Raw genomic sequence first — 25,261 nt, 5'->3', positions numbered from 1 at the left:
TAATTTTTTAAACCGTTACACCAGCGCTTTCAAAGGTTGCCATTTGATTATAAAAACTGGTCGCCGCTTGAATGAGTGGTAATGCGAGCGCGGCACCTGTGCCTTCACCCAAGCGCAAACCCAAATCCAGTAACGGTTGTGCGTTTAATAATTGCAACAATAATTGATGCCCGGCCTCTTCGGATTTGTGGGCGAAAATCATATAGTCGCGTGCATTCGGATTAAAGTGAACCGCGAGTAGTGCCGCAGCGCTCACAATAAAACCATCCACCAGAATTAATTTTTGCGCCTGCGCCGTGGCGAGCATGGCACCACAAATTTGGGCGATTTCAAAACCACCTACTTCCGCGAGTACATTCAAAGGGGATTTATCCGCAATACGCGCAACCCCCTGACTCACCAGTGCGATTTTTTTCGCTAACTGTTCATCGTTAATGCCCGTGCCCTTACCCACACATTGGGCGACGGGGGCACCGCTCAATGCGGCCAAAATTGCCGCCGCTGAACTGCTATTGGCGATGCCCATTTCGCCAAAGGCCAATAAATTCGAACCCGCCGCAATTTCTTGCTCCGCGATGGTTTTACCCAGAAATAATGCCTGTTCGGCTTGCGCGTGAGTCATCGCCGCTTCAAACGCGAGGTTGCGCGTTCCGGCGGCAATACGTTGCACAATTAACGCCGAAGGTGCGGGTTTGATTTCGTATTTAATGCCCGCGTCGATCACCTTGAGTGGTAAATGGTTGGTGCGGCAAAAACAATTTATCGCCGCGCCGCCTGCTAAAAAATTCAGCACCATTTGTTGGGTGACACTGCTCGGTGCAATGCTCACCCCTTCTTCGGCAATGCCATGGTCGCCTGCAAATACCAACATCAATGGGCGCTCAATACTGATGCGCGCTTTCTGCTGCACCAGCGCAATGTGCATGGCTAGCTGTTCAAGCTGGCCAAGGGCACCCAAAGGTTTGGTTTTTTGGTCGATGCGCGCTTGAATGTCTGCTTCGTTGGCGCGGTTAAGCGGGCTGATTTGCCAGTTCATCGTCATAGCGGTATGGATTGTCATGGAAAGTGTTCCTACTAGCGGGGCGGGCAAGTTATCACAGGCGCAGGAGCAACTTAACCTCTTTCACAGCTTGCGCGTATAATCGCGCCCCGCAACACAGTCTGCTACCCCTATTTGATTGGAGCCCGCCATGTTTGAAACCCTGTCGTTACTGCCGAATGATCCTATTTTGGGCTTGAGCATTGCCTACGCGAAGGATACCAATCCCAACAAAGTGGATTTGGGCGTGGGTGTCTATAAAAACGATGTGGGTCAAACACCGATTATGCGCGCCGTGGCCGAAGCGGAAAAACTGCGTATAACGCGCGACTCCACTAAAGCCTACACCCCACCGGCGGGTGTTCCGGGCGCGAATGAAGTCGCGACCCAATTGGTATTTGGTGTGGGGCACCCGGCGGTAGAAGCAGGGCGGGTGCGCACTGTGCAAGCACCCGGCGGTTGCGGCGCACTGCGGGTAGCGGCGGAATTAATCCAGCGCGCCAAACCCGGCGCTAACCTTTGGGTAAGTACCCCAACCTGGGCTAACCATATTCCACTCTTGGGCAGCGCCGGCCTCACCTTACGTGAATATCCTTATTATGATTACGCGACCCACAGCATCGATTTCGCCGCCATGCTTAACACCTTCAAGGAAATCCCGCGCGGCGATTTGGTGTTGTTACACGCTTGTTGCCACAATCCCAGTGGTGCGGATTTAACCCCCGCGCAATGGGATCAGGTAGCGGATGTGTTGGTAGAACGCGGCATCATTCCGTTTGTGGATATGGCCTATCAAGGCTTCGGTGAAGGTCTGGAGGAAGACGCCTACGGCCTGCGCATGTTGGCCGGTCGTGTACCAGAAATGATTGTGGCGACTTCTTTTTCCAAAAATTTTGGCTTGTATCGAGAGCGTGCAGCGGCGTTGAGTTTGGTATTTGCGACTCCGCAACAAGCGGACGCAGGCTTGAGCCAAGTATTAAATGTAGCGCGTGCAATTTACTCCATGCCACCCGCACACGGTTCAACCATTGTGGACATCATTCTGCACAGCGACGAACTCACCCTGATGTGGCAAACCGAACTTACCCAAATGCGCGAACGCATCGCCGGTTTGCGCGTGCAATTGGTTGAATCTTTACGGGGATTACAGCAAGCGCGGGATTTCAGTTTTATCGCCAAGGAGCGCGGCATGTTTTCATTTTTGGGGCTGACAGTAGCGCAAGTACATCAACTCAAAAATGATTACAGCATTTACATGACCGATACCAGCCGCATCAGCGTGGCCGGTTTAACGGTGGAGAAAATGGATTACGTGAGTAAGGCGATTGTGGCGGTGCTCTAGTTGTTCAACCTGTGGTAAAAAAAGGCGATCCTCATTTTTGCGGATCGCCTTTTTTATTGGGTGCGGATTAAGATATTTAATACTGCTGCTTGATTTTTTCCGGTTCACTGGCGCTAAACTCCAGCTCGCGCTGTACCAAGCGAATTTTTTCTTCGGTGTGATTTTCTTTTAATTCATGATCTATTTTTAGGACTGCTTTTTGTAAAATCAGCGTGTTGGGGTAGGTGATTAAATTGCCGTCCTCCCGTTCCAGGATCACATGGAACATGGTGATTTCTACAATCACGCCGCTCATGTCATCGTCTTTATCCAAAATCTTAATCCGATCGTTTACCTTATAGGGAAAACTGAAAAAGATAATCATGCTGGCGGTGACGTTACTTAAAATCGACCACTGGGCAAACAGCGCAATACCTACTACTGCGAAAATCGAGGAGAGGAATACCGATATTTCGCTATAACCCAAACCCAGCACTAAACACATCACTACAATACACAAAAACACCATGCCGATTTTCATCAGGCGGGTAATGTAGAGCACGCGCAAATCGCCCAGTGCACGGCGCACGCTGACGTCGTGAATAATGCGATCAAGTAATTTAGATGCAAGCGAAAAAACAATAATGCAGCTGAAGATAATAATTAATTTGGAGAAGACACCGTGATTGGTTATCTCTTGTAAAAAATTCATAGTTTCCTGAAATGTTGGTAAATGATCCACTGCGGCACCTGCGTTGCTGATTCAATAAACGACTGCCATACTCGTTCGCACATTATACCCACCTAACAGCTGAACGAGTGCTTTATGAAACCTTTGTTGTGTATCGCCCATCGCGGCGGCCCTTTGGCCGGGCCTGCGCCACTGCCGGAAAATAGCCTTGCTGCCATAACGCGCGCGCTCGACTTGGGCGTATATGCGGTTGAAATTGATGTTTTTCAAATTCACGGTGAACTGTTTGTTACCCATGACCGTCGCTTGGGGCGCGTAGTATCCGGTCAGGGAATAATCACTGCTCAGTCGCTTGATTACTTAAATGCGCAACACCTGGCTAACGGTGAACCCATGCCCCGTTTGCAACAGGTGTTGCAATTGGTGGGTGAAAAAGCGCTGCTGAATATTGAAATAAAAGGTGAAAATACAGTGCCGATATTGGCGCAGGTATTGGATGATCACATTTATTCCCATCACGGTAATTACGAACAATATTGTGTATCCAGCTTTGACCATCAGCAATTGTTTCAATCCTTACAGCAAATGCCACAGGTAAAACGCGGTGTATTAATAGAGGGAATTCCGCTGGATTACGCCGCTTGTTGCGAGCCACTCAAGGCCTATTCCTTTAATACCCATTTGAGTTTTGTCACCCACGAATTAATGGTTGATGCACAGCGACGCGGCCTGAAAAATTGGGTTTATACCGTCAACCACGAGGACGATTGGCGAGCAATGCAGCAGTTAGGGGTAGATGCGGTATTCACGGATAAACCGGATGCACTGCTGGCATTTACACAACTTTTTGATTGATGCCAAAGGCGTTTCGTTTAAGTTCTTCTAGACTTTTCTTCGCGCAGGACTAATTGCTGCAATTCTTTAAGAATAGGCTTTGGCTATTGATGAGTTATTTAATATAAATTTACTATATTGATTGTTTTGGCCTAAGGTAAGCCTGTACCAGGTGATGAGCCTACTCAATTAATGCCAACACAGGAGAGCGTTATGGACAATAAAGATACCAACACAGCCGGAAAATGTCCGGTAATGCACGGTGCTAATACCGAGTCGAGCAAATCGGTGATGAGCTGGTGGCCGAATGCCTTGAACCTCGACATACTCCATCAACATGACCGCAAGACCAACCCGCTCGGCGATGATTTCAACTACGCCGAAGAATTCAAAAAGCTTGATCTGCAAGCCGTTAAAAACGATCTCAAAGCCCTGATGACTGACAGCCAGGATTGGTGGCCCGCCGATTGGGGTCACTACGGCGGCCTGTTTATTCGTATGGCTTGGCACTCCGCGGGTAGCTACCGCATTGCCGATGGCCGTGGCGGCGCTGGCACTGGCAACCAACGTTTTGCCCCACTCAATAGCTGGCCGGATAACGGCAATTTAGACAAGGCCCGCCGCCTGTTGTGGCCGATCAAAAGAAAATATGGCAACAAGCTTTCGTGGGCGGATTTGATGATCCTTGCGGGCAATATGGCCTATGAATCCATGGGGCTGAAAACCTTTGGATTTGGTGGTGGCCGCGAAGATATTTGGCACCCCGAGAAAGATATTTACTGGGGTTCGGAAAAAGAATGGCTGGCCAAAAGTGGCGGTGAAGGTTCTCGCTACTCTGGTGAGCGCGATTTGGAAAACCCATTAGCTGCAGTGATGATGGGCCTGATTTATGTAAACCCCGAAGGTGTGGATGGTAATCCCGATCCACAAAAAACCGCTAACGATATTCGCATCACTTTTGCACGTATGGCGATGAACGATGAAGAAACTGTCGCGCTCACCGCCGGTGGTCACACCGTGGGTAAAGCGCACGGCAATGGCAGTGCCGCGAATTTGGGGCCAGAGCCGGAAGCGGCCGATGTAGAAGAGCAGGGCTTGGGCTGGAACAACCACAAAACCCGTGGCATTGGCCGCGATACTGTGACCAGTGGTATTGAAGGCGCTTGGACAACCAACCCAACCCAATGGGACAACGGCTATTTTGAAATGCTGTTGAATCACGAGTGGGAGCTGACTAAAAGCCCGGCGGGCGCATGGCAGTGGAAACCAATAGATATTAAAGAAGAAGATAAACCAGTCGATGTGGAAGACCCTTCCATCCGCTGCATGCCGTTGATGACTGACGCGGATATGGCAATGAAAGTCGATCCGGAATATCGCAAAATTTCCGAACGCTTTGCGAAAGATCAGGCGTACTTTTCCGAAGTATTTGCACGTGCCTGGTTTAAATTAACGCATCGCGATTTAGGACCAAAAGCGCGCTACTTGGGTGCTGACGTACCTACGGAAGATTTAATCTGGCAAGACCCGGTTCCCTCGGTGGATTACATTCTCAGCAGTGATGATATTGCCGAGCTGAAAGCAAAAATCCTCAGCAGTGGTTTGAGTGTGTCGGAATTAGTTGCTACTGCGTGGGACAGTGCCCGCACTTTCCGCGGTTCGGATTTCCGCGGTGGTGCCAACGGTGCGCGTATTCGTCTTGCGCCGCAAAAAGATTGGGAAGGTAATGAGCCTGCACGTTTGCAAAAAGTGCTTGGCGTGCTGGCCGGCATCCAATCCGGTTTGAGCAAAAAAGTCAGCATGGCTGATCTAATTGTGTTGGGCGGTACTGCAGCCGTTGAAAAAGCGGCGAGAGATGCCGGTGTCAATATCAGCGTACCTTTTGCTGCCGGTCGCGGTGATGCTACCGAAGCGCAAACCGATGCAGAATCTTTTGCGCCGCTGGAACCTATTCACGATGGTTTCCGCAACTGGGTGCAACGGGATTATGTAGTACAACCCGAAGAGTTGTTGTTAGATCGCACGCAGCTCATGGGCTTAACTGCACCGGAAATGACTGTATTAATTGGCGGCATGCGTGTACTGGGCACTAACCATGGTGGCACCAAGCACGGCGTGTTTACCGATAAAGTTGGCGTATTAAGTAATGACTTTTTCGTAAACCTGACTGACATGAGCTACCAGTGGAAACCTACCGGTAAAAACAGCTACAACATTGTTGAACGCAAAACTGGCAATGTGAAATGGACTGCAACACGTGTAGATCTGGTATTCGGTTCCAACTCCATCCTGCGCTCCTACGCGGAAGTCTATGCACAAGACGACAACCGTGAGAAGTTTGTAAAAGACTTCGTAAAAGCCTGGGTGAAAGTGATGAATGCAGATCGGTTCGATTTGAAATAACTACCTGTTGCACGAATTGGTTAACAAACTAACCGGTGAGTAAAAAGCAAAAGGCCGATGGCATTGTCATCGGCCTTTTGCTTTTGGGGAAACCTTAGGAATACTATTTTTCGGCATACCCGCGAATAGAAGTATATAGAACTCAACAGCTTGAATTCGCGGAGTTGGATCAGGCTTCTTGCTTGTGTTGTTCCACTGCAATTACTTTTAAACGGCGAACTTTTCCCTGTGGTACTGGCCACTCGATGGCACCACCAATTTTTAGGCCAATTAACGCGCTGCCAACCGGTGAAAGCACAGAGATTTTCAGTTGGGTTACATCGGCATCTTGCGGGTAAACCAGTTGAATGGTTTTTTCTTCGGCAGAATCCAAGTCGCTAAACGTGAGGGTGGAGTTCATTGCGACTACGTCAGCAGGTAACTTGGCATCTTCCACAATTTTTGCGCGGCTAATTTCCAAATCCAAAGCATCTGCCGCGTCGCTGTCAGTTTTTTCAATTAATTGCATAAGACGTAAATAATCGGTTTTGGCAATGACCAAAGCGCTTGCTTTTTTGCTGCTCATAATAATTCCAAAAAATAAGAAGCGGCCATCAGGCTGCTTGTGCGAAAAAAATAAAGTGGGGTGGTTTTTCGGCGATTAAGTGGGCGGTAACTTAATCGCCAAATACGACGAAGGCGCGAACGGAATTGCATTCCGGCGCGGAAGAAAGAGGTGAAATGTGCAGTGCAGTGCAATAGTTCATGGACAAACCATAGCAAGCCTTGTTTGCTTTGGCAAGCGCTGCTTTTTTAATCGACAAGTTCGATATCCAGACTATTTAGCAGCCTGATTGCTTCGTGTCGGCTAAAGCGCGCAGCGGTAATCTGGTTATTAAAAATATCGATGTCATAATTTTCGGCCTCACTAAAATCTGCCTCCTTCAGGTTTGTTTTCATAAACAAGCTATTGGTGAAATCGCTGTAGGTAAAATTTGCCTTGGAAAAATTACCGTTTCTAAAATCCACATCGTGAAGTTTGCAGTGTTCCAACTGTAATTCGCTCAAACTCAGCGCAAAAAAAGAAGTGTCATTCAAAATACATTGGGTAAATTTTAGTGGTGATGAAAAGTGAAAACGGGGCCAGTCAGCTTTAGTCCAATCCACACCGACTAATTTACATTCGTGAAAGCGTGTATCTAAAAACCGGCTGTAGTCAACTTTTATATTGCTCAGGTTGGTATTGGTAAATATGCAATCGACAAACTTGCATTTGTAAAAGCGTGTGTCGGAGAAATTGCTGTTTTCAAAAATACAGTTTTCAAAGAGAATTTCGGTAAAAGATTCTTCTGCAGCATCCAGGGCATTGAAAGTTTTGGAAAAGTATTCGTTGCTATTCTCTATCATCATGCTTCTGCCGTGTGCTATTAACCATCACTGGCCTAGGCTCAGTGCTTGTGTGCCGGGGAATAGTTTGAATGTTCGCATGTAAAGCGCTGCAAAAACAGTCTTGTTATATCGCGTTTTCTGTGAGCAACGTGGCGGCGCGGGTTTACGCTTCTTAGTGATCAGACAATGGTATTTGTAGTCGGTGCCGATTAATATGACTGGCTATAACAAGATCCATATGTTGGACGGCAAAACATCAACCCCTACCTGACGTGAGAACTACAATGAAATTTATCCACAGCCTGTTAATTGGCGCGCTGTGCTTTTCCAGCTTCGCGCTGGCCGAGCCGGTGCAAACCATCAGTGCCGACAATCAGCATTATCTTTACACCGGGCGTATTGATTTTAGTGATAAAAAATCCCCGCAACTTTCCTGGCCGGGTTCCAGTATTAAAGCCAATTTCACTGGCACCTCGCTTGCGATTGTGCTCGACGATCAATTAGGCAAAAACTTTTTTAATGTGATAGTCGATGGTGAAACCCAACACCCCTATGTGTTGGAGGCAAAACAAGGTGAGCATACTTATGTGATCTCCACCGCCTTAAAACCGGGCAAACACAGCCTGGAAATTTACAAGCGCACCGAGGGCGAAGAGGGCGCAACTCACTTCAAAGGTCTGGTACTGGATAAGGATGCGAGCCTGGTTAAACCGCCAGCGCGCCCCAAGCGCCGCATGGAAATTTACGGTGATTCCATCACCAGCGGCATGGGCAATGAAGGTGCAGATAATGGCGCGGATCATTTGCTCAGCGAAAAAAATAATTATTGGGCCTATGGTGCGATCACTGCGCGCAATGTAAACGCTGAGCTGCACACTATTTCGCAAAGCGGCATTGGCATTATGATCAGCTGGTTTCCGTTCATCATGCCGCAGTTTTACGATCAGCTAAATGCGGTGGGGGATAATGACAGTCAATGGGATTTTTCGCGCTGGACGCCTGATCTAGTCGTGATCAATTTGTTTCAAAACGATAGTTGGTTAGTTGACCGTGAAAAACGTTTGCAACCCATTCCCAGTGATGCACAGCGAGTGCAAGCCTACGTGGATTTTGTGCGCACTATCCGCGCAAAATATCCTAAAGCGCAGATTATTTGTGCATTGGGCAGTATGGATGCAACGGCTAATCCGACCTGGCCGGGTTATGTAAAAGATGCGGTAGCGCGTATGCAGCAAGAAAATAATGACAAGAAAATCGATACTATTTTCTTTCCCTTTAACGGTTACGGTCAGCATCCACGTATCGCACAACACAAGGCGAATGCAGAGTTATTAACAGCGTTTATCGAAAAGAAAATGAAGTGGTAAATAGTGCCACTGTAATTTTTAGTTTGGCGTTAGGATTTTTCATTTCGAAACCCTCAAGTCAGGGACGACTTGAGGGAGCTACAAGGAGGTATTCATGCGTTTTCGAAATGAAAAATCCTAATGACAAACGAGCTACGAAGTGTACAAGTGATAAATCGATCTGTATTTTAAAAAATCCCGCATCACTCAATGATGCGGGATTTTTATTTTGAGCTTAACGTTTTAAATCCAGTAAACGGAAGTAAGCGTCTTTCGGTTGTAGTTTGCGATCAAACAACAGTGGGTAGTTGGTGCGACCGGGAATCGGGAAGCCGTTGAGCCAGCTGGCGTCATCGCTTACACCCCAGAAGGTGGCGCGGTCGATTTTATCGCTGTGTTTGATAAATAATTTGAATAAATCTTCGTAGCGTTTTGCCAATTTGTCTTGCATTTCCTGCGGCAAACCTTTGGTATAGGGGTCGCGCTCGGGTTTGTATTCAAAGCGGGTAGACACTTCAGCTACCGGCAGTTCCCATACCGAAGGCAGTACGTCTACATCCAGCTCGGTGAAGTGCACGCGCAGGCCCAATTTGGCGAAGGCGATAATACTTTTTTCGATCTCGGCAATAGGCGGTGTATCTATTCCCAAATGTCCCTGAATACCCAAGCCGTGAATGGGCATGCCGCGTTTTTGCAAGCGCTTGATCATTTCCACTGTTGCTTCGCGTTTGCCGGTGCGTTCAATGTTGTAATCGTTGTACATCAAGTGCGCTTTGGGGTCGACTTCATTGGCAAGGGTAAAGGCGTTGTAGATAAAATCATCGCCCATAATCTTGTACCAATGGCTGTCACGCATTTTCAAATCATCGCCCACCGCTTCATTCACTACATCCCAAGCGGCAAGTTTGCCTTTATAGCGGCCCGCGAGGGTGGTGATGTGCTCTTCCATTTTTTTCTGCAACGCGGCTTTGCTGATGTAACTACCATCGGCGTTTTTAAATACTTCATCGTGGATCTGGCTGTGCCATACCAAGGTGTGGCCGACCATGTGCAGATTGTGTTTGGTGCCAAATGCAACAAATGCATCGGCGTCTTTCCAATTCCACTGGCCTTGGGCATCGCGCAATACACCCCATTTCATGCAGTTTTCTGGCGTAATTGAATTAAACTCTTTGGCAATCAAGGTATTAAGGCGTTCATCTGCACCGCTCGCAATAGTCGCATTGAGTGCGGCGCCGATTAAAAAGTTATCCTTGTAGGCACTTTTAAGCCCGGTTTGCTCCGCCGCTTTGGTTGCTGCCGCAAGCTTGCTGGCTTGGCCCATCGCGATGCTCGCACTGGTTAGTGCGAGAAGTTGCCGACGTGAAAGATTCATAGGTTGATCCTCTGTGCTTATTGTTGTTGATAGCCTGTTGTGGATAAAACTTTACATTTTCATGGGTAAAAAGCTGTTTGGTGTTCTTGTATACCAGTGTTATATTTTAGATGACTATAAGATACGCAGCAAATGCTGAGACAGCAAATTAAGAAACGTTTACGAGGGGTGTGGAAGTGTTTAAAACCTGTATCAATACCTATATCAATCTCTATATCAATAAGTACGGTTGGTTGTTTTTCTTATTACCCCTATTGGCCGTTAGTAATGCGTATGCGGAGGACGGTTATGAAATGTGGCTGCGCTATCAGCCAATTAGCAATGAGCAACAACTCAAAACCTATCGCAAAAAAATCACCCAGGTTGTGGTGCAGGGCGACTCGGTAACTATGCAAAAAGCTGCTGCAGAATTACAGCGCGGCTTGAGTGGTTTGTTAGCAAAACCTATTGCTAGCGCCACTAAAAATCCCGCGAAAAATGCGCTGGTGATTGGAACCCCCAATAACTCTACACTGATTGCAGCGCTCGGACTGAATAATGAACTCGCGGCGTTGGGTGATGAAGGTTATTTAATTGCCGAGCAAAAAATTAATAACCGTGCTGCGCTGGTGATTGCAGCCAATACCGATGTGGGTGTGCTCTACGGCAGTTTTCATTTTTTACGCTTGCTGCAAACACAGCAATCGCTGGATAACCTGAACATTCGCAGTGCACCCAAATTGCAGCACCGCGTAGTCAATCATTGGGATAATTTAAATCGCGTGGTTGAGCGTGGTTATGCCGGGTTATCGCTGTGGGATTGGGGGACTTTGCCCGGCTATAAATCTGAACGTTATGAAGACTACGCGCGCATCAACGCCTCGCTCGGTATTAACGGCACAGTGTTGAATAATGTGAATGCCGACCCGCGCATTTTGAGCGATCAATTTTTAGAAAAAATTGCCGCGCTGGCCGACGTATTTCGCCCCTACGGCATAAAAATGTATTTATCAATTAACTACAATTCACCGCGCGCCTTTGGTGATTTGGAAACTGCCGATCCGCTCGATCCGCGCGTGCAACAATGGTGGAAAGAACGCACCGCCAGAGTTTATAAATATATCCCGGATTTTGGTGGTTATTTGGTAAAAGCGAATTCTGAAGGTCAACCTGGCCCGCAGGATTACAACCGCAATCACGCTGACGGTGCAAATATGCTCGCCGCTGCGCTAAAACCTTTTGGTGGTGTGGTGTTTTGGCGCGCGTTTGTGTACAGCCCGGACATTGGTGACCGCTTTCGCGGCTCTTACGATGAATTCAAACCACTCGATGGCAAATTTGCAGACAACGTCATCCTGCAAGTCAAAAATGGCCCCATCGATTTCCAGCCGCGCGAACCTTATTCCGCATTATTTTCCGCGATGGAAAAAACCAACATGATGATGGAATTCCAGGTCACACAAGAATATTTTGGTTTTGCCACGCACCTTGCTTATCAAGGCCCATTGTTTGAAGAATCGTTGCGCACCGAAACCTATGTAAAAGGTGAAGGCTCAACCATCGGCAATATTTTGGAAGGAAAAGTATTTAACACCAAGCGCACCGGTATGGCGGCAGTAATTAACCCCGGTACTGACCGCAATTGGACGGGTCATCCGTTCGTGCAATCTAGCTGGTATGCCTTCGGGCGCATGGCGTGGGATCATAATATTTCTGCTGAATCTGCCGCAGAAGAATGGTTGCGCATGACCTTCTCTAACGAGCAAAAATTTATCGACCCAATGAAAGAGCTGATGATGGTCTCACGCGAAGCCGGTGTGAATTACCGCTCGCCTTTAGGGCTGACTCACCTCTATTCACAAGGTGATCACTACGGTCCTGCACCCTGGACGGAAAATTCTGAGCGCCCGGATTGGACAGCTATTTATTATCACCGCGCCGCAAAAGACGGTTTGGGTTTTAACCGCACCAACACCGGCTCCAATGCTATCGCGCAATACCCGGCACCTTTGGCAAAAATTTATGGCGATGTAAATGCAGTACCGGAGGAATTGTTGCTCTGGTTCCACCATGTCAGTTGGGATCACAAAATGAAATCCGGTCGCACACTGTGGGAAGAGTTAGTGCACAAATACTACGAAGGCGTAGAGCAAGTGCGCGCGATGCAAACCGCGTGGGATGCACAAGAAGCCTACGTTGACCCCGCGCGCTTTGCGCAAGTGAAAGCCCTATTAAAAGTGCAAGAGCGCGATGCAATCATCTGGCGCGACTCCTGTGTACTCTATTTCCAAACCTACTCCGGCAAAGCGATCCCCGCCGGTTATGAAAAACCCAAACATGATTTGGAATATTACAAAACCCTTGCACGCACTCGTTATGTACCTGAACCATGGCATCCGGCAAGTTCGAGCCGGGTTCTCAAGTAATTTAAGTCGTTAAATCTTCCCGCCTGTTATACCTGTGCTCATAGCTTACGCTTTCGAGCACAGGGCTTTCCTGAGCCCTCGCTTACTTAAATTAGATCATCGCTCCTCTCATGCTTGTCATCGGCCTATCTTTTGTTGATAATGTTATATTATAACGTTTCTTTGTGGGCTAAACCTATGGCATTACCTCCCGTTACCGTGCTACCTGTTACCGTCTTATCCGGCTTTTTAGGGGCCGGTAAAACTACGCTGCTCAACCATATTCTGAATAATCGCGAAAACCGCCGCGTCGCCGTGATAGTGAACGACATGAGCGAAGTAAATATCGACTCGTCGTTGATCCAAAATCAGGTGGAATTGAATCGTGCCGAAGAAAAGTTAGTCGAGATGAGCAATGGCTGCATCTGCTGCACACTGCGTGAGGATTTGCTGGTCGAAGTGACGCGCATGGCAAAAGAAGGGCGTTTTGATTATCTGGTAATTGAATCTACCGGTATTTCCGAGCCTTTGCCGATTGCCGAAACCTTTACCTTTGAGGATGAAGACGGCCAGAGCCTCTCGCAAGTCGCGCGGCTGGATACTATGGTTACCGTTGTCGATGCGGTGAATTTTTTAAATGATTATTACGATGCGCTCTCGCTGCAAGAAACCGGTGAAAGCCTCGGCGAAGAAGACGAACGCAACGTGGCGGATTTACTCGTTGATCAAATTGAATTTTGCGACGTGTTGTTAATCAGCAAAACCGATTTAATTTCAAAAGAAAAACTTGCTGAACTCTACGCGATTTTAACCAAGCTGAATCCCGATACCGAAATTATTCCCGTCGAGCGTGGCAACGTACCGCTCGACAAAGTGCTCAACACCGGAAAGTTTAATTTTGAAAAAGCCCAGCAAGCGCCCGGTTGGCTAAAAGAAATGCGCGGCCAGCACACACCGGAAACAGAAGAATATGGTATCAGCAGTTTTTCCTATCATGCGCGCCGCCCGTTTCATCCGGAAAAAATTTATGAGTTTTTCTCCAGTCCAGCCGTAAAAGGAAAGTTGCTGCGTTCAAAAGGTTTTTTTTGGCTTGCATCACGCCCGCAATGGGCAGGGCAGTGGAGTCAGGCGGGTGGTATTGCGCAACATGGCGCTGCGGGAATGTTCTGGAAAGCTATCCCCAAAGAGCAATGGCCGGAAGATGAAGAGCAGGTAAATTACATTATGGAAAAGTGGGTGGAACCTTTTGGCGATATGCGTCAGGAGTTGGTATTTATCGGCCAAAATCTGGACAAAGAATTTGTCACCGCGCAGCTAGATCAGTGTTTGCTCACTGAAGAGGAAGTGTTAAAAGGCCAGGATTTTTGGAAAACATTACCCGATCCGTTTCCGACTTGGACGCAAGGTCACGCGCACTAAGCTTATTCCTATTAATTAAGGAGCCGGATATGAGTGTCATGTTGCAATCAGAAACAGCGGGTGATGATTGGGCAATCGATCAAGATCCCGCCGTGCTCGCGCGCATTTATGAGGATGCCATCAGCATTGCGATTTGGCAGCGCCAATTGCAGCAAGATGTCGACTCTTATTTGAATGAGCTGCTGCGCAAACCAAAAACTATTGCACTGAAATTATCGGGTTCGCCCGAACAACTGATGGAAGAAATCCAACGGGTATTTCCGCTTGCATTCTTTCCACCTGCATTAATTGGCGAACAAAGTTCTTGTATTAGGGCGGCGGCGTTTTATGCGGATATCCATCAAGTGTTGGATATGTTTGCCTGTTTGTTCGATGCAAAAATTCTCGGCCTGCGCATCAATACTCTCGAACACGCCATGTGCCCGCGTTTCCATACAGATAATGTCGCCATTCGTTTAATCACCACCTATTACGGTTTGGCCACCGAATGGCTGCCCGATCAATTATCCAACCGCGTCGCATTGGGCACTGCGTTTGCCAGCCAAATCAATACACCCGGTGCGATCACTGCGAGTGAACGCCACATCCAACGCATGGCAGCGGGTGATGTGGCTTTATTCAAAGGCGAGTTGTGGGAAGGGAATGAAGGAAGAGGAATTATTCACCGCTCACCAGCGCCGACCACTCAACAGCCAAAACGATTGGTGGTGACCTGTGATTTAATCGAGCACCTGTAAAAAGCGGTGCCCAAACATTTTAACTGCTGGGCGGATTAATAGTGCGTATAACGTGGGTTGGGCAGCCATGCCCAACAATATAGTTTGATTCCAAGATGTTGGGCATGGCTGCCCAACCTACCAATTATTTCTCTCTCCTCTTTTTCTCAGCGCGCGAGTTCCCTGCGCACAATTTCCGCACCTGCGCTTAAGGCTTTCAGTTTGCCGAGAGCGACTTGGCGGGATAAAGGCGCCATGCCGCAGTTGGTGCAGGGGCAGAGTTTGTCGGCGTCTACAAATTGCAGGGCTTTACGCAGGGTATTGGCGACTTCCTCGGGTGTTTCAATGGTGTTGGTTGCTGCGTCAATTGCACCGACCATCACTTTTTTTCCTCGGATCAGTTCAAGTAGTTCCATTGGTACGCGCGAGTTATGGCATTCCAGCGAGATGATATCGATGTTGGATTTTTGCAATTTGGGAAAAATTTCTTCGTATTGTCGCCACTCAGAACCCAGCGTTTTTTTCCATTCGGTATTGGCTTTTATGCCGTATCCATAACAAATATGTACGGCAGTTTCACACTTAAGGCCTTCAAGCGCTCTTTCTAATGTGGCAATGCCCCAGTCATTCACCTCATCAAAAAACACATTAAAAGCAGGTTCATCAAACTGAATAATATCAACGCCTGCCGCTTCTAATTCTTTCGCTTCCTGGTTGAGAATTTTGGCGAATTCCCAAGCCAGTTTTTCGCGGCTTTTGTAGTGTCCATCGTAAAGTGTATCAATCATCGTCATGGGGCCGGGCAGGGCCCATTTAATGGGTTGCGTGGTTTGCTTACGCAGAAACTTGGCATCTTCAACAAAAACCGGCTTCTGGCGCGACACATCACCAACAATCGTCGGTACGCTCGCATCATAGCGATTGCGAATTCTAACGGTTTCGCGCTGCGCAAAATCAACACCGCTCAGGTGCTCAATAAACGTCGTCACAAAGTGTTGGCGCGATTGCTCGCCATCACCAACAATATCAATCCCTGCCTGTTGTTGTTCTTGCAATGACAAACGCAACGCATCCTGTTTGCCTTCCAGTAGTTCATCACCTTGCAATTTCCAGGGTGACCAAAGTGTCTCAGGTTGTGCAAGCCAGGAAGGCTTGGGTAAGCTGCCAGCGGTGGATGTGGGCAATAATGTTTTCATAGTGAATGATCTTGTTTATATGAATGGTTTTGGGAAGTTCTGAAATATTCACTTCCCGTCATACCCGCGAACGCGGGTATCCAAAAAAATCAACAGCATGGCTAATTAAAACGCGTACTTGGCAGACCATTGCTCAAGAATGCTCTGGTAGGGTTTGATGAATTGTTTTTCAGCAAATTTCCCCTGTTCAATCGCCAATCTGCTGCGCTCCTCGCGGTCATAAACCACTTTGGTTAATGAATAATCCTGATTTTTTAAATTGGGTTTGTAATAGGCTCCCGCTACCGCATTGGCGTTATAAATTTCAGGTCGATAAATCTTCTGGAAAGTTTCCATAGTGCTAATGGTGCTGATCAATTCAAGGTTGGTGTAATCAACCAGCAGATCCCCAAAGAAATAAAAGGCAAGCGGCGCAACGCTATTGGGTGGCATAAAATAGCGAACCGCCAAGCCCATCTTTTTGAAATACTGCTCCGTCAGCGATGATTCATTTGGCTGATATTCAACGCCCAGCACCGGGTGCTGGTTTTCAGTGCGCCGATAAGTTTTATTATCAGAAACACTCAGGCAGATCACTGGTGGTTTATTAAAATGCGCTTTGTAGGTAGTCGAGTTCACAAAACTCTGAAAGAGCTTGCCGTGCAAATCGCCAAAATTATCGGGAATAGTGAATGTCGGTTGGTTTTTGTTGTGCTCTAACAGCAGCACACTAAAATCATAATCGCGCACATAAGAGGAAAAATTATTCCCCACAATGCCTTCAATACGTTTGTTGTTGTAGCGATCCAGAATAGTGGTTTTCAAAACTTCAATCGCCGGGAAGGGGTCACCATTACCCTCGCGATCAAGATCCATTTCCACAGAAATAATCTCAAGTTCAAGCGAATAACGATCCCCTTTGGGGTTATCCCAATGCGCCAAGGCATTAAAACGATTGTCAATCATCTTCAGCGCATTGCGTAAGTTTTCTTGCCGGCTATTACCCCTCGCCAAATTGGCAAAGTTGGTAGTGGCACGCGTATTGTCTGCCGGATGATAGTTCTCATCGAAACAAATGCTTTTGATGCTAAACGTAAAATCGTTGTTCATGGTGATGTTGCAACCTGATGAAGAGGCAAGGGTAAAGTTGGCTCTGGTTAAATACAGGTTGTCTTTATACTGGAATGTCAAAGTGAATAAAAACGATATAAATTCATGAAAATGTGAATTTTATTCATATTGTGGCTAATGCGAGCAGAAAAGGGCGACTTTGAAAGCCTCATACCCCGTCATACTCGCGAACGCGGGCACCCATCTCGAGTATTTCCCACCATCGAATAGCCGAAAAGTCCATTCGCTATGTTGTTTCTCGTTTTGCTATTCTCTCGAAAAACCTGTGGGCGGAAGTGCATTTCCTTTGGATGGTGTCTGTCTGTTGGAATGCGTATTTAGGTGGATAGATATCCTGTGGGGACGAGTCGTAGCAAGAGGAATTGTTAGGCAGGACCACATATATCCGAGTATTTAGCTGTCTAAATAGAGTTTTTTTAGGGCTGTACAATCGTTCTAACTTAGAGGGGAGCTTCGAATTGGAATCTGGGAATAAAAGAGTGTTAAACGGGGTAAGGGTTTTCAGCCCGTTGCTGCAAGCCTATGAAGCAGGATATTCAAAAGAAGAAATAAAAGGGGGTATTCTCCAGCGGCTTGAGCCAGAGTTTGACAATCCAACTGTTCTTGATCGATATGGCATAGATTTACTTGCTGCAGAATCAGTGAATATTACTAAGGTGAGAATGAATAGATGTGCCTCTGAAATATACGATAAAAGCATGATGATTCGTCGAGAACTTTTGTCGAAAGATAAAAATATTTGTGCTGAAGTTTGTTCGCAATGGGAGGAGCAGATTGGTAAGGCGCTGTCCCTTTATTGGAACGCTTTAAAATTTGAGCACAATAAGGGTGATTTACCAATTGATGAGTATGCTTATGAATTGTTGAGAAATATTGGTGGTTTAATTGAAGGTACCTTTCAGGTTTACCTAAAGGAATTGCTTCATATAGCTTTCTTTGCACAGGATAAAAATGTGTCACATTCTGAAATTGCTGCGTTGAGTTTAGGTGAAGTAGTAAAAAAACTAAGTGAAATGCTCGGAAGTGTTGATATATTCACCTTAAGTCCATGGTTGGTGCCGCTTAATCAGTGGAGAAATATTGCTCAGCATCTTTCAATTGACACAGAGCAGTCATTAATTGTTTGTAGATATGGAGTAAAAAATCAACACGTTATTAAACTCGAAAGACAAGAGCTAATGGACGTTGCAAATTCGATTTTTTTGGTTTATTCGGCTATCCGCACATCGCACACGATATTCTTTTTAGATCATGCAGACAATTTGATTTCTCACTGTAAAGGTTTCAAACGAAAGGATCTAGATGAACAATTTCAATTTTGTGTGGGGGCGGCTTCTCAAGGTTTCGAAGTGGTTGATCTAAGTATCCGTGAGGATATGGCATATGCGGAGCTTGTCGATGTGACATTCGAGGAGGCTATGCCGCGAGGGATCCATGCATCGCAATTTGTTTATCAGCTTTGGATAATCACCAAATCAGATAGTGTAATTATTAAGTATATTAGCAAATCAGGAAGTGAAAGGCTTACTGCAACTGCTAGAGGTGAAGACTGTAGAAAAATTTTTGAAGGAGAAGAGGGGTTTTCGTATTTGGCCAGTGTTGTTAATTTTGAATTTAAATAGTCCGAAGGTTGGGAGATCATACCCAGCATTGACAGAAAATAATTAGGCGAAGTTTAAAATACCCAAGAATCTCTATTTTTAAAAAGGAATCCAAATGCCCGAAACCAAAAAAATAGCTTTGCTAATCGACTGCGATAATGTCAGTCATAATTCTATCGAAGGTGTGTTAGCAGAGCTTGCTAAATACGGCATGGTTAATGTGCGACATGCGCATGGTGATTGGAATAGCCCATCATTGTCTGGCTGGGTAACAAAGCTGCACCCTAATGCGATTAGGCCAATGCAGCAATTTGCTTATACCAAAGGAAAAAATGCTACCGATTCTGCGATGATTATTGACGCAATGGATCTATTGCATAGCAAAACAGTCGATGCCTTCGCGCTCATGACAAGTGATAGTGACTTCACTCCTTTGGTGCTGCGCATATTGGAAAGTGGAATGCCCGTATACGGTTTTGGTGAGAAGAAAACGCCGCAGCCTTTTGTGGATTCCTGCTCCTTATTTGTATTCACTGAAAACCTGTTGTTGGAGCCGGAAGAAAAAACCAGTGAGCCAGCTCAAATCAAAAAGAGCAAGAACGAGCTACGTAAAGATACTGTGCTGGTCAAGTTGTTGAGAACCGCCGCTGAGCAGACTTCAGATGATGACGGTTGGTCGCAAATGGGTAGGGTTGGCCAATATATTTCCAATAATAGTTCTTTCTCATCCATTAATTACGGCTACAAAAAACTGGGCGATTTGGTTCGAGCAAGTGAGTTGTTCGATGTGGAAATGCGTAATGGTGGGAATGCCATGTATATAAAAGATAATCGGAAATAATGAATAACCCGCATGACACTCCACAACATGCGGGTTTTTTAATAAATCCACCCCCGTATTCCGCTAGGCTCCATACAGGCTACACCTCACACATTTTCTGGTTGCGTCACCACATCCGACTTATCCGCTGCTGCCACTAAAAATAAATCAAACGTTCGTTCTATTAATTCCCGTGGTGTGTCGTAGGTAATAAATACTAATTTTGTGCGGCGATCTTCATCTGGCCATTCCGGCAACAGTGCAGCGGGGTGGAAGATGTGTTGTACGCCGTGGATTACCACGGGGCCAGTGAAGCCTTGTACGTTAATGATGCCTTTTAAACGTAGTAAATTTTGCCCCATTAATTTGGTAATTATTTCCAGCCACATATCCAAACTTGCTTCGGTAAAGGGCGTGTCAAATACAAAACACTGCGCTTGAATATGGTCGTTGTGGCGATTGATATCGTTTTGGGTTGTGCTCGCGGTTGTTAATTCGCGAAATGCCCAACGGGTTTTGGTGGTGGGTTGAATGGAAAAGGAGGTGATGTTGAGCCATTGGTTGAGCGGCGTTGCGGAGTCCATGGGTTCGATGTGATCCAATTGCAGAATAACCTCGGCGGCGATGCTTCCGTTTTGCGCGACTTGCACCTGCGCAGTGGGGTTAAGCTCACAGAGTTGCTGCAAAAAATTATCCGTCTTATTCTCATCGTCCATTAAGTCGGTTTTTGTCACCAGCAATAAATCGGCAACACCAACTTGTTTGCATGATTCAATATGGCGTTCGAGAGTTGCTTCGCCATTCACTGCGTCCACCGTGGTCACTACGCCCTGCAAACGAAATTGCAGATAAATGGAATGATCCGTCATTAAGGTGTGAATAACCGATGTCGGGTCGGCGAGGCCAGTGGTTTCGATAATGACGCGATCAAACGAACGTTTTCCCTCGCGCGAATAACGCCAGGGAATATCACGCAGGGTTTTGGCAAAATCGCCGCGCGTGGTGCAGCACAGGCAACCGCTATCCAGCTCCACTACTATATCTTCCGTGGAGTGGCTCACTAATAAATGATCAAGGCCGACTTCACCAAATTCATTAATTAAAATTAATGTGCGCTCCATGCCCGGTTGTTTAACCAGTGAATTTAATAGCGTGGTTTTACCGCTGCCTAAAAATCCTGTTAACAAATAAATGGGTATGCGTTCATCAGCAGTCATTAGTCCTAGTCTCTTGGCGCGCTGGCTCATTGCATGGTGTAAACCCACGACAGGCATATGCATTCGCGGTCACACTTACACCAATATTCGGCTGCAGTTGGTTGGTCGCTAAAATTGATAACATCCTTCATGTTGTTATAACATAACACTAATGGTTGTTAAGTAGCTATCAAGCGACTGCTTATTTCTCTATGGGTGGCGAGGTTCGTGAATTGCTGGCGGGATCTGGAGTCAGGACTAAGGCAAAGCCGTTAATTCAAAAACTCCGGTTCTTCCGGTTCCTCATAGCGAGTGAGTTTGACATTGCGCATTGAATAGGCCGATAACCCGAGTTCGTTTTCCTGGGTTTCTATCACCACAGTGCCATCAACCCAAAAGGGGGTATAGAGGTCGGGCAATTGAAAGCCCTTGGGGTGTTTAACGTAAATTAATTGGTTGGGCGGTGGCGGCGGAACATGGATGCAGGCGCCGAAGTAAGGCACTAGAAAAAACTCGGTGATGACCTGGTTATCGTCGTATTCGATGGGCACTATGTAACCCGCAATGCGAATGCGTTTGTTATTAAATTCCGGGCGCACTTTGGTGGATTTGAGTGCGTCGCGCCAATCGCGGCCGTATTTCTTTTCATCGGCGATTGCTTGTTTTGACTCGGCAATGGCATTGGCAACCTGGTCTTCAAATGCCGAGGTGTTGCTGTTGAGTCCTTCCATCGGTGAGTCTAGCGCTAGCTCGTCCTCACTCATTGATTCGTGATCCACTTGCGGAATGGATTCCAGCAAGCGTAAATCTTCGTCGGGTAGTAATTCTGTCCACTCAACGGTCACGGCAGGGCGCATAAGATGCTCGGGCACTGCGTAAACGGCAGTAGCGAAAAACATCATTGTTAGCACAAAAAAATACGAGGCAAGAGAAAGAAAATTCGAGCAAAGCGAATAGAGTGTTGTGGGATAAAGTTTCATCATTAGGTGTCTCACAGTACCATCACACCTGCATCGGCAGGATTAATTGCGCAATCATACAAGCCCTATTTATGAAAAGCAGCATGAAAAACAACATGAATAACAGCATGAGCAACACTGCAATTTCGTTACAGTCCGTCCAATACGCATGGCGTAAACAGGATTCGCCTTTTCTGGTGATCGATGATTTGCGCATCGCACCCGGTGAAAAACTATTTTTGCACGGTGCCTCTGGCTCTGGCAAAAGTACGCTACTGAATTTGATGGCGGGCGTGGTTTTGCCGCGCGCGGGCAGTATCCATCTGCTGGGTACTGATGTGACGAGATTGAGTAATCGCCAGCGCGACCAATTTCGCGCGCAGCACATGGGTATTATTTTTCAGCAATTCAATTTAATTCCCTATCTCAATTGTGCGGATAACTTGCGTATGCGCATCGAGTTTTTACCGCGCGATCAACAACAGGCTGCCTTCGCGCAAATTCCGGTATTGCTGGAGCGCTTGGGAATCGCCCATGTTGCACAACAACAAGCCCATCAACTCAGTGTCGGGCAGCAACAGCGTGTTGCACTCGCCCGAGCGCTATTGGGTAGCCCGCGCATTATTATTGCTGACGAACCCACCTCTGCACTGGATGCAGATTTGCGTGAAGAATTTATGGGTTTGTTATTTGAATTGTTGGATGAAAAAACCTGTTTGGTTTTTGTCAGCCACGATCAACAACTTCTGCCGCGCTTTGATAGTGTACTTAATATGCAAGCCTTTCGCGCCGATTCAATCGTTGCAGCAAGCGCAAACGAGGTGCAAGTATGATGCGCTTGCGCCTTGCCGGTAAAAGTTTAGTCAATCGCCGTGGGACTGTATTGCTCACCATTCTTTCACTCACCATTGGAATTCTGTTGGTGCTCGGTATTAATCACTTGCGTACGCAGGTGAAAGAGAGTTTTAACAATACGCTGTCGGGAACCGATTTAATTGTGGGTGCACGCGGTGGCGCGTTGAATTTATTGTTGTATTCCGTATTTCATATGGGCAGCAGCACTCACAGTATTCGCTGGCAAACCTATGAAGAGTTGACCAAACACAGCCAGGTGAAATGGGCAATTCCGCTGGCCATGGGCGATTCACACAAAAGTCACCGTGTAGTTGCTACCACTCCAGATTTTTTTGCGCACTACGCCTATGGCAAAAAACAAAACTTGAGTTTTGCTGTAGGAAAAGCCTTTGCCGGAAAATACGATGTAGTGATAGGCGCAGCCGTCGCACGCAAATTGGGTTATCAACTGGGCGATAAAATTGTTCTGGCGCACGGCATTGCCGAAGTCTCACTCGCGAAACACGACGATTCGCCTTTTGTTATCACCGGCGTTTTAGCGCCTACTGGAACACCCGTCGATAAAAGCCTCTACATCTCCCTTGAAGGCATGGCCGCGATTCATGAAGACTGGCAATCAGGTGTGCAAATTCCTTCACCGAAAAAAACATCACAACAAACAGCACAAAAACAAGACGACCACGATCACGACCATGGTCATAATAAAGAGGAGCATCACGAGCATGCTGATGATCACAGCAGTGATGAAGAACATGATGAGCAACATCACGATCATCATGCGCATGACCAATCGTTAAGTGCGATTTTTGTCGGCTTAAATAATCGCGCTGCAACATTCACTGTGCAGCGGCAAATCAATCAATACACCGGCGAGCCATTACAATCCATTATTCCCGGCCTTGCATTAGCGGAGTTGTGGCAGTTGGTAGGCTCGGTAGAAACTGCATTTAATTTAATTGCATGGTTAGTTGTTATCGCCGGTCTGCTGGGTATGACCACCAGCCTGCTCGCTGGCTTAAGCCAACGCCAGCGCGAATTCGCCATTCTCCGCTCGCTCGGCGCAGGCCTCTGGTATTTATTTGTATTGGTAATCTTGGAAGTATTGCTCATCTGCAGCAGTGCCATAGTATTCGCCATCGCACTACTCACATTTTTGCTCTGGTCGCTACAACCCTGGTTGTTGAGCGAATGGGGCATTCAACTCGCACTGAATTTTATGACACCGCAACAGGGTTATTACTTATTGGCGATTTTACTTTCCAGTGTTGTGTTGTCGCTGGTACCTGCATTTAATGCCTGCCGTCGCGCGTTGAGTGACGGGCTTTTGCTAAAACATTAATCAATCAGTATTGGCAGGTGTTGCAGAGTGTAATGTTCAAAAGTTTCCATTACTGACGCAGCCATAAGTACGCCAATATAACCATGCGAATATTGTATGGGTTCAGTGCTCGGCACACTGATGGGTTTGATATCCACGTAAGCTTGATAGCCTGTTTGACTACTCATGCCTGGTGCCACAGAAGTAATCTGTGGGCCACCATCGGCGTACGTTTTAATATAAGTTTGCATGCCTTGCCAACCGCGTTTGGCGAGGAGGCTGTATTCACTCGGCAGTAATTTTAACGCTACGCCTTTTTGAAGCGCATATACCATCATGCCCGAGCTACTTATTTCGGGATAGTTATCTGGTTGGTTATAAGCGTCCAGTACTTGATACCACAGTCCATTGGCTGGGTTTTGTGCGGCTTTTATACCTTGCGCCAAGCGTTGGTATAAGTAGGTTATTTTTGAATAATCGGTATGATCTTTTGGTAGGTGTTCCAAAATATCGACCAAAGCCATAGCGAACCAGCCTGAAGCTCGCGACCAATGCTGGTTGGCTTGGCCTGTTATGGGGTCTGCCCAGACTGGGGATTTGTCGTAACTCCACGCATGGAAAGCCAGGTTGGTGCGAATGTTAAACGAGCGTTGCGCAACCAAAAGTACTTGTTCAAGCGCTGCATTAATTGTGTTTGGCTCGTTAAACATAACACCATAGCGCACCAGGAATGGATCCTTCATATACAGGCCGTCTACCGATACGACATTTTTATATTTTGCATCATTTTTATGCCAGTAGCCGCCATCAGGAGTTTTATTAAAAGTAGATGGTTTTGTATCGCTACCCAGTAAGTGATTGCGCATGGTCTGTGCGGCTAAACGGTATTTGTCTTCGCCTGTTTGTTGATAGAGAAAAAGGCACACTACCCCGGGATGCATACCATCCAAGGTTGTCAGTAACCCATTAATACTTCCATCTGCATTGATATAGTCGTCAGCATAATTTTTTATATAATCGAGATACTGTGCGTTTTTATTGTGCAGGTAAATCTTCTCTATACCGTGTAAAACAATACTGTTGGAGTGGTCCCAGCCGTGATGGGTTAATACATCAATGGTTGGCTGGTAGCGCGCAATAATGGCATCGGCCACTTGTGTGCCTACAGGCTTAGGTATTGCGGTAGCACTCGAAAAATTAATACAAGCACTGCTTAGCAACAAACTCGCTATTCCTGTTATGAAGGCTTTACGTAACATTTTATTTCCTTTCGTTTATTGTTCGGATTATTTGGCAATTGTTATTGTGTG

Annotated in this window: 21 protein-coding genes; 11 read left to right on the top strand and 10 right to left on the bottom strand. The window is 46.8% G+C overall.

The genetic code is table 11. The features are described from left to right. Window positions 1-7 precede the first annotated feature (7 nt). Window positions 8-1,060, bottom strand: a complete 1,053-nt coding sequence (cobT, locus tag O59_RS15265) for a nicotinate-nucleotide--dimethylbenzimidazole phosphoribosyltransferase (protein ID WP_232283099.1) — start codon at window positions 1,058-1,060, stop codon at window positions 8-10. A gap of 130 nt (window positions 1,061-1,190) precedes the next feature. On the opposite strand from cobT, the gene O59_RS15260 reads away from it, so the two are divergent. Continuing rightward, window positions 1,191-2,381 (top strand): amino acid aminotransferase, encoded by a 1,191-nt coding sequence (locus O59_RS15260; RefSeq protein ID WP_007644301.1) that lies wholly within the window; start codon window positions 1,191-1,193, stop codon window positions 2,379-2,381. A gap of 76 nt (window positions 2,382-2,457) precedes the next feature. Here O59_RS15260 and O59_RS15255 read toward each other — a convergent pair whose 3' ends face one another. Beyond that, entirely contained in the window at window positions 2,458-3,072 is a 615-nt protein-coding gene (locus O59_RS15255) for a mechanosensitive ion channel domain-containing protein (protein WP_050977082.1), read from the bottom strand. 114 nt (window positions 3,073-3,186) lie between these two features. Between O59_RS15255 and O59_RS15250 the strand changes: the two genes are divergently transcribed. Continuing rightward, on the top strand, window positions 3,187-3,906 hold the full coding sequence (locus O59_RS15250; protein WP_007644297.1) for a glycerophosphodiester phosphodiesterase: 720 nt from the start codon (window positions 3,187-3,189) through the stop codon (window positions 3,904-3,906). A 192-nt stretch (window positions 3,907-4,098) separates the two neighbouring features. Beyond that, window positions 4,099-6,288 carry a catalase/peroxidase HPI gene (gene katG / locus O59_RS15245; protein WP_007644296.1) on the top strand — a complete coding sequence of 730 codons (2,190 nt, stop codon included), beginning with the start codon at window positions 4,099-4,101 and terminating at the stop codon, window positions 6,286-6,288. 169 nt (window positions 6,289-6,457) lie between these two features. Here katG and rnk read toward each other — a convergent pair whose 3' ends face one another. Next, window positions 6,458-6,853 (bottom strand): nucleoside diphosphate kinase regulator, encoded by a 396-nt coding sequence (gene rnk, locus O59_RS15240; protein ID WP_007644295.1) that lies wholly within the window; start codon window positions 6,851-6,853, stop codon window positions 6,458-6,460. Window positions 6,854-7,080: 227 nt separating this feature from the next. Beyond that, window positions 7,081-7,677: a pentapeptide repeat-containing protein gene (locus O59_RS15235; RefSeq protein ID WP_040392854.1), complete on the bottom strand. Its 597-nt coding sequence runs from the start codon at window positions 7,675-7,677 to the stop codon at window positions 7,081-7,083. A gap of 263 nt (window positions 7,678-7,940) precedes the next feature. Here O59_RS15235 and O59_RS15230 point away from each other — a divergent pair, with 263 nt between their 5' ends. Next, complete coding sequence (locus O59_RS15230) at window positions 7,941-9,023, top strand: SGNH/GDSL hydrolase family protein (RefSeq protein ID WP_007644288.1); 1,083 nt, start codon at window positions 7,941-7,943, stop codon at window positions 9,021-9,023. Between the two features lie 214 nt (window positions 9,024-9,237). Here the strand turns inward: O59_RS15230 and O59_RS15225 are convergent, their stop codons facing one another. Beyond that, complete coding sequence (locus O59_RS15225) at window positions 9,238-10,377, bottom strand: endo-1,4-beta-xylanase (RefSeq protein ID WP_007644287.1); 1,140 nt, start codon at window positions 10,375-10,377, stop codon at window positions 9,238-9,240. 176 nt (window positions 10,378-10,553) lie between these two features. Between O59_RS15225 and O59_RS15220 the strand changes: the two genes are divergently transcribed. The 3 genes from O59_RS15220 to O59_RS15210 all read left to right on the top strand — a co-directional run bounded on the left by O59_RS15220 (window position 10,554) and on the right by O59_RS15210 (window position 14,917). Next, the gene (locus O59_RS15220) at window positions 10,554-12,782 is read left to right on the top strand and encodes an alpha-glucuronidase family glycosyl hydrolase (protein ID WP_232283098.1); all 2,229 of its coding nucleotides are present in this window, start codon (window positions 10,554-10,556) and stop codon (window positions 12,780-12,782) included. Window positions 12,783-12,959: 177 nt separating this feature from the next. Then, a complete protein-coding gene (gene zigA, locus O59_RS15215; protein ID WP_007644283.1) occupies window positions 12,960-14,180 on the top strand; it encodes a zinc metallochaperone GTPase ZigA in 1,221 nt (406 codons plus the stop codon). Between the two features lie 29 nt (window positions 14,181-14,209). Next, window positions 14,210-14,917 (top strand): DUF1826 domain-containing protein, encoded by a 708-nt coding sequence (locus O59_RS15210; protein ID WP_050977081.1) that lies wholly within the window; start codon window positions 14,210-14,212, stop codon window positions 14,915-14,917. Window positions 14,918-15,063: 146 nt separating this feature from the next. Here the strand turns inward: O59_RS15210 and O59_RS15205 are convergent, their stop codons facing one another. Next, the gene (locus O59_RS15205; RefSeq protein WP_007644280.1) at window positions 15,064-16,092 is read right to left on the bottom strand and encodes a methionine synthase; all 1,029 of its coding nucleotides are present in this window, start codon (window positions 16,090-16,092) and stop codon (window positions 15,064-15,066) included. A gap of 105 nt (window positions 16,093-16,197) precedes the next feature. Beyond that, the gene (locus O59_RS15200) at window positions 16,198-17,181 is read right to left on the bottom strand and encodes a DUF1852 domain-containing protein (RefSeq protein WP_040392851.1); all 984 of its coding nucleotides are present in this window, start codon (window positions 17,179-17,181) and stop codon (window positions 16,198-16,200) included. A 500-nt stretch (window positions 17,182-17,681) separates the two neighbouring features. Here O59_RS15200 and O59_RS15195 point away from each other — a divergent pair, with 500 nt between their 5' ends. Next, on the top strand, window positions 17,682-18,824 hold the full coding sequence (locus tag O59_RS15195) for a hypothetical protein (RefSeq protein WP_157152592.1): 1,143 nt from the start codon (window positions 17,682-17,684) through the stop codon (window positions 18,822-18,824). Window positions 18,825-18,918: 94 nt separating this feature from the next. Beyond that, on the top strand, window positions 18,919-19,644 hold the full coding sequence (locus tag O59_RS15190; RefSeq protein WP_007644277.1) for an NYN domain-containing protein: 726 nt from the start codon (window positions 18,919-18,921) through the stop codon (window positions 19,642-19,644). Between the two features lie 86 nt (window positions 19,645-19,730). Here O59_RS15190 and O59_RS15185 read toward each other — a convergent pair whose 3' ends face one another. Then, the gene (locus O59_RS15185) at window positions 19,731-20,840 is read right to left on the bottom strand and encodes a GTP-binding protein (protein WP_007644276.1); all 1,110 of its coding nucleotides are present in this window, start codon (window positions 20,838-20,840) and stop codon (window positions 19,731-19,733) included. A 251-nt stretch (window positions 20,841-21,091) separates the two neighbouring features. After that, complete coding sequence (locus O59_RS15180) at window positions 21,092-21,721, bottom strand: DUF3299 domain-containing protein (RefSeq protein ID WP_157152591.1); 630 nt, start codon at window positions 21,719-21,721, stop codon at window positions 21,092-21,094. A gap of 161 nt (window positions 21,722-21,882) precedes the next feature. Between O59_RS15180 and O59_RS15175 the strand changes: the two genes are divergently transcribed. Then, on the top strand, window positions 21,883-22,611 hold the full coding sequence (locus tag O59_RS15175) for an ABC transporter ATP-binding protein (RefSeq protein WP_198284813.1): 729 nt from the start codon (window positions 21,883-21,885) through the stop codon (window positions 22,609-22,611). Continuing rightward, on the top strand, window positions 22,608-23,972 hold the full coding sequence (locus tag O59_RS15170) for an ABC transporter permease (RefSeq protein ID WP_007644273.1): 1,365 nt from the start codon (window positions 22,608-22,610) through the stop codon (window positions 23,970-23,972). Before O59_RS15175 ends, O59_RS15170 begins: the two co-directional genes overlap by 4 nt. Here O59_RS15170 and O59_RS15165 read toward each other — a convergent pair. Further along, complete coding sequence (locus O59_RS15165; RefSeq protein WP_050977080.1) at window positions 23,969-25,210, bottom strand: glycoside hydrolase family 105 protein; 1,242 nt, start codon at window positions 25,208-25,210, stop codon at window positions 23,969-23,971. The two genes, O59_RS15170 and O59_RS15165, sit on opposite strands and share 4 nt — an antisense overlap. Window positions 25,211-25,261 lie beyond the last annotated feature (51 nt).

The sequence above is a fragment of the Cellvibrio sp. BR genome, from assembly GCF_000263355.1.
In the GTDB taxonomy this organism is placed as follows: domain Bacteria; phylum Pseudomonadota; class Gammaproteobacteria; order Pseudomonadales; family Cellvibrionaceae; genus Cellvibrio.
This window is presented reverse-complemented; position numbering and strand designations above follow the sequence as displayed.

Excerpts from the sequence above, each read along its gene's own strand:
- cobT (WP_232283099.1), bottom strand. The coding sequence starts at position 1,060 with ATGACAATCCATACCGCTATGACGATGAACTGGCAAATCAGCCCGCTT.
- O59_RS15260 (WP_007644301.1), top strand. The coding sequence starts at position 1,191 with ATGTTTGAAACCCTGTCGTTACTGCCGAATGATCCTATTTTGGGCTTG.
- O59_RS15255 (WP_050977082.1), bottom strand. The coding sequence starts at position 3,072 with ATGAATTTTTTACAAGAGATAACCAATCACGGTGTCTTCTCCAAATTA.
- O59_RS15250 (WP_007644297.1), top strand. The coding sequence starts at position 3,187 with ATGAAACCTTTGTTGTGTATCGCCCATCGCGGCGGCCCTTTGGCCGGG.
- katG (WP_007644296.1), top strand. The coding sequence starts at position 4,099 with ATGGACAATAAAGATACCAACACAGCCGGAAAATGTCCGGTAATGCAC.
- rnk (WP_007644295.1), bottom strand. The coding sequence starts at position 6,853 with ATGAGCAGCAAAAAAGCAAGCGCTTTGGTCATTGCCAAAACCGATTAT.
- O59_RS15235 (WP_040392854.1), bottom strand. The coding sequence starts at position 7,677 with ATGATGATAGAGAATAGCAACGAATACTTTTCCAAAACTTTCAATGCC.
- O59_RS15230 (WP_007644288.1), top strand. The coding sequence starts at position 7,941 with ATGAAATTTATCCACAGCCTGTTAATTGGCGCGCTGTGCTTTTCCAGC.
- O59_RS15225 (WP_007644287.1), bottom strand. The coding sequence starts at position 10,377 with ATGAATCTTTCACGTCGGCAACTTCTCGCACTAACCAGTGCGAGCATC.
- zigA (WP_007644283.1), top strand. The coding sequence starts at position 12,960 with ATGGCATTACCTCCCGTTACCGTGCTACCTGTTACCGTCTTATCCGGC.
- O59_RS15210 (WP_050977081.1), top strand. The coding sequence starts at position 14,210 with ATGAGTGTCATGTTGCAATCAGAAACAGCGGGTGATGATTGGGCAATC.
- O59_RS15205 (WP_007644280.1), bottom strand. The coding sequence starts at position 16,092 with ATGAAAACATTATTGCCCACATCCACCGCTGGCAGCTTACCCAAGCCT.
- O59_RS15200 (WP_040392851.1), bottom strand. The coding sequence starts at position 17,181 with ATGAACAACGATTTTACGTTTAGCATCAAAAGCATTTGTTTCGATGAG.
- O59_RS15190 (WP_007644277.1), top strand. The coding sequence starts at position 18,919 with ATGCCCGAAACCAAAAAAATAGCTTTGCTAATCGACTGCGATAATGTC.
- O59_RS15185 (WP_007644276.1), bottom strand. The coding sequence starts at position 20,840 with ATGACTGCTGATGAACGCATACCCATTTATTTGTTAACAGGATTTTTA.
- O59_RS15180 (WP_157152591.1), bottom strand. The coding sequence starts at position 21,721 with ATGATGTTTTTCGCTACTGCCGTTTACGCAGTGCCCGAGCATCTTATG.
- O59_RS15175 (WP_198284813.1), top strand. The coding sequence starts at position 21,883 with ATGAAAAACAACATGAATAACAGCATGAGCAACACTGCAATTTCGTTA.
- O59_RS15170 (WP_007644273.1), top strand. The coding sequence starts at position 22,608 with ATGATGCGCTTGCGCCTTGCCGGTAAAAGTTTAGTCAATCGCCGTGGG.
- O59_RS15165 (WP_050977080.1), bottom strand. The coding sequence starts at position 25,210 with ATGTTACGTAAAGCCTTCATAACAGGAATAGCGAGTTTGTTGCTAAGC.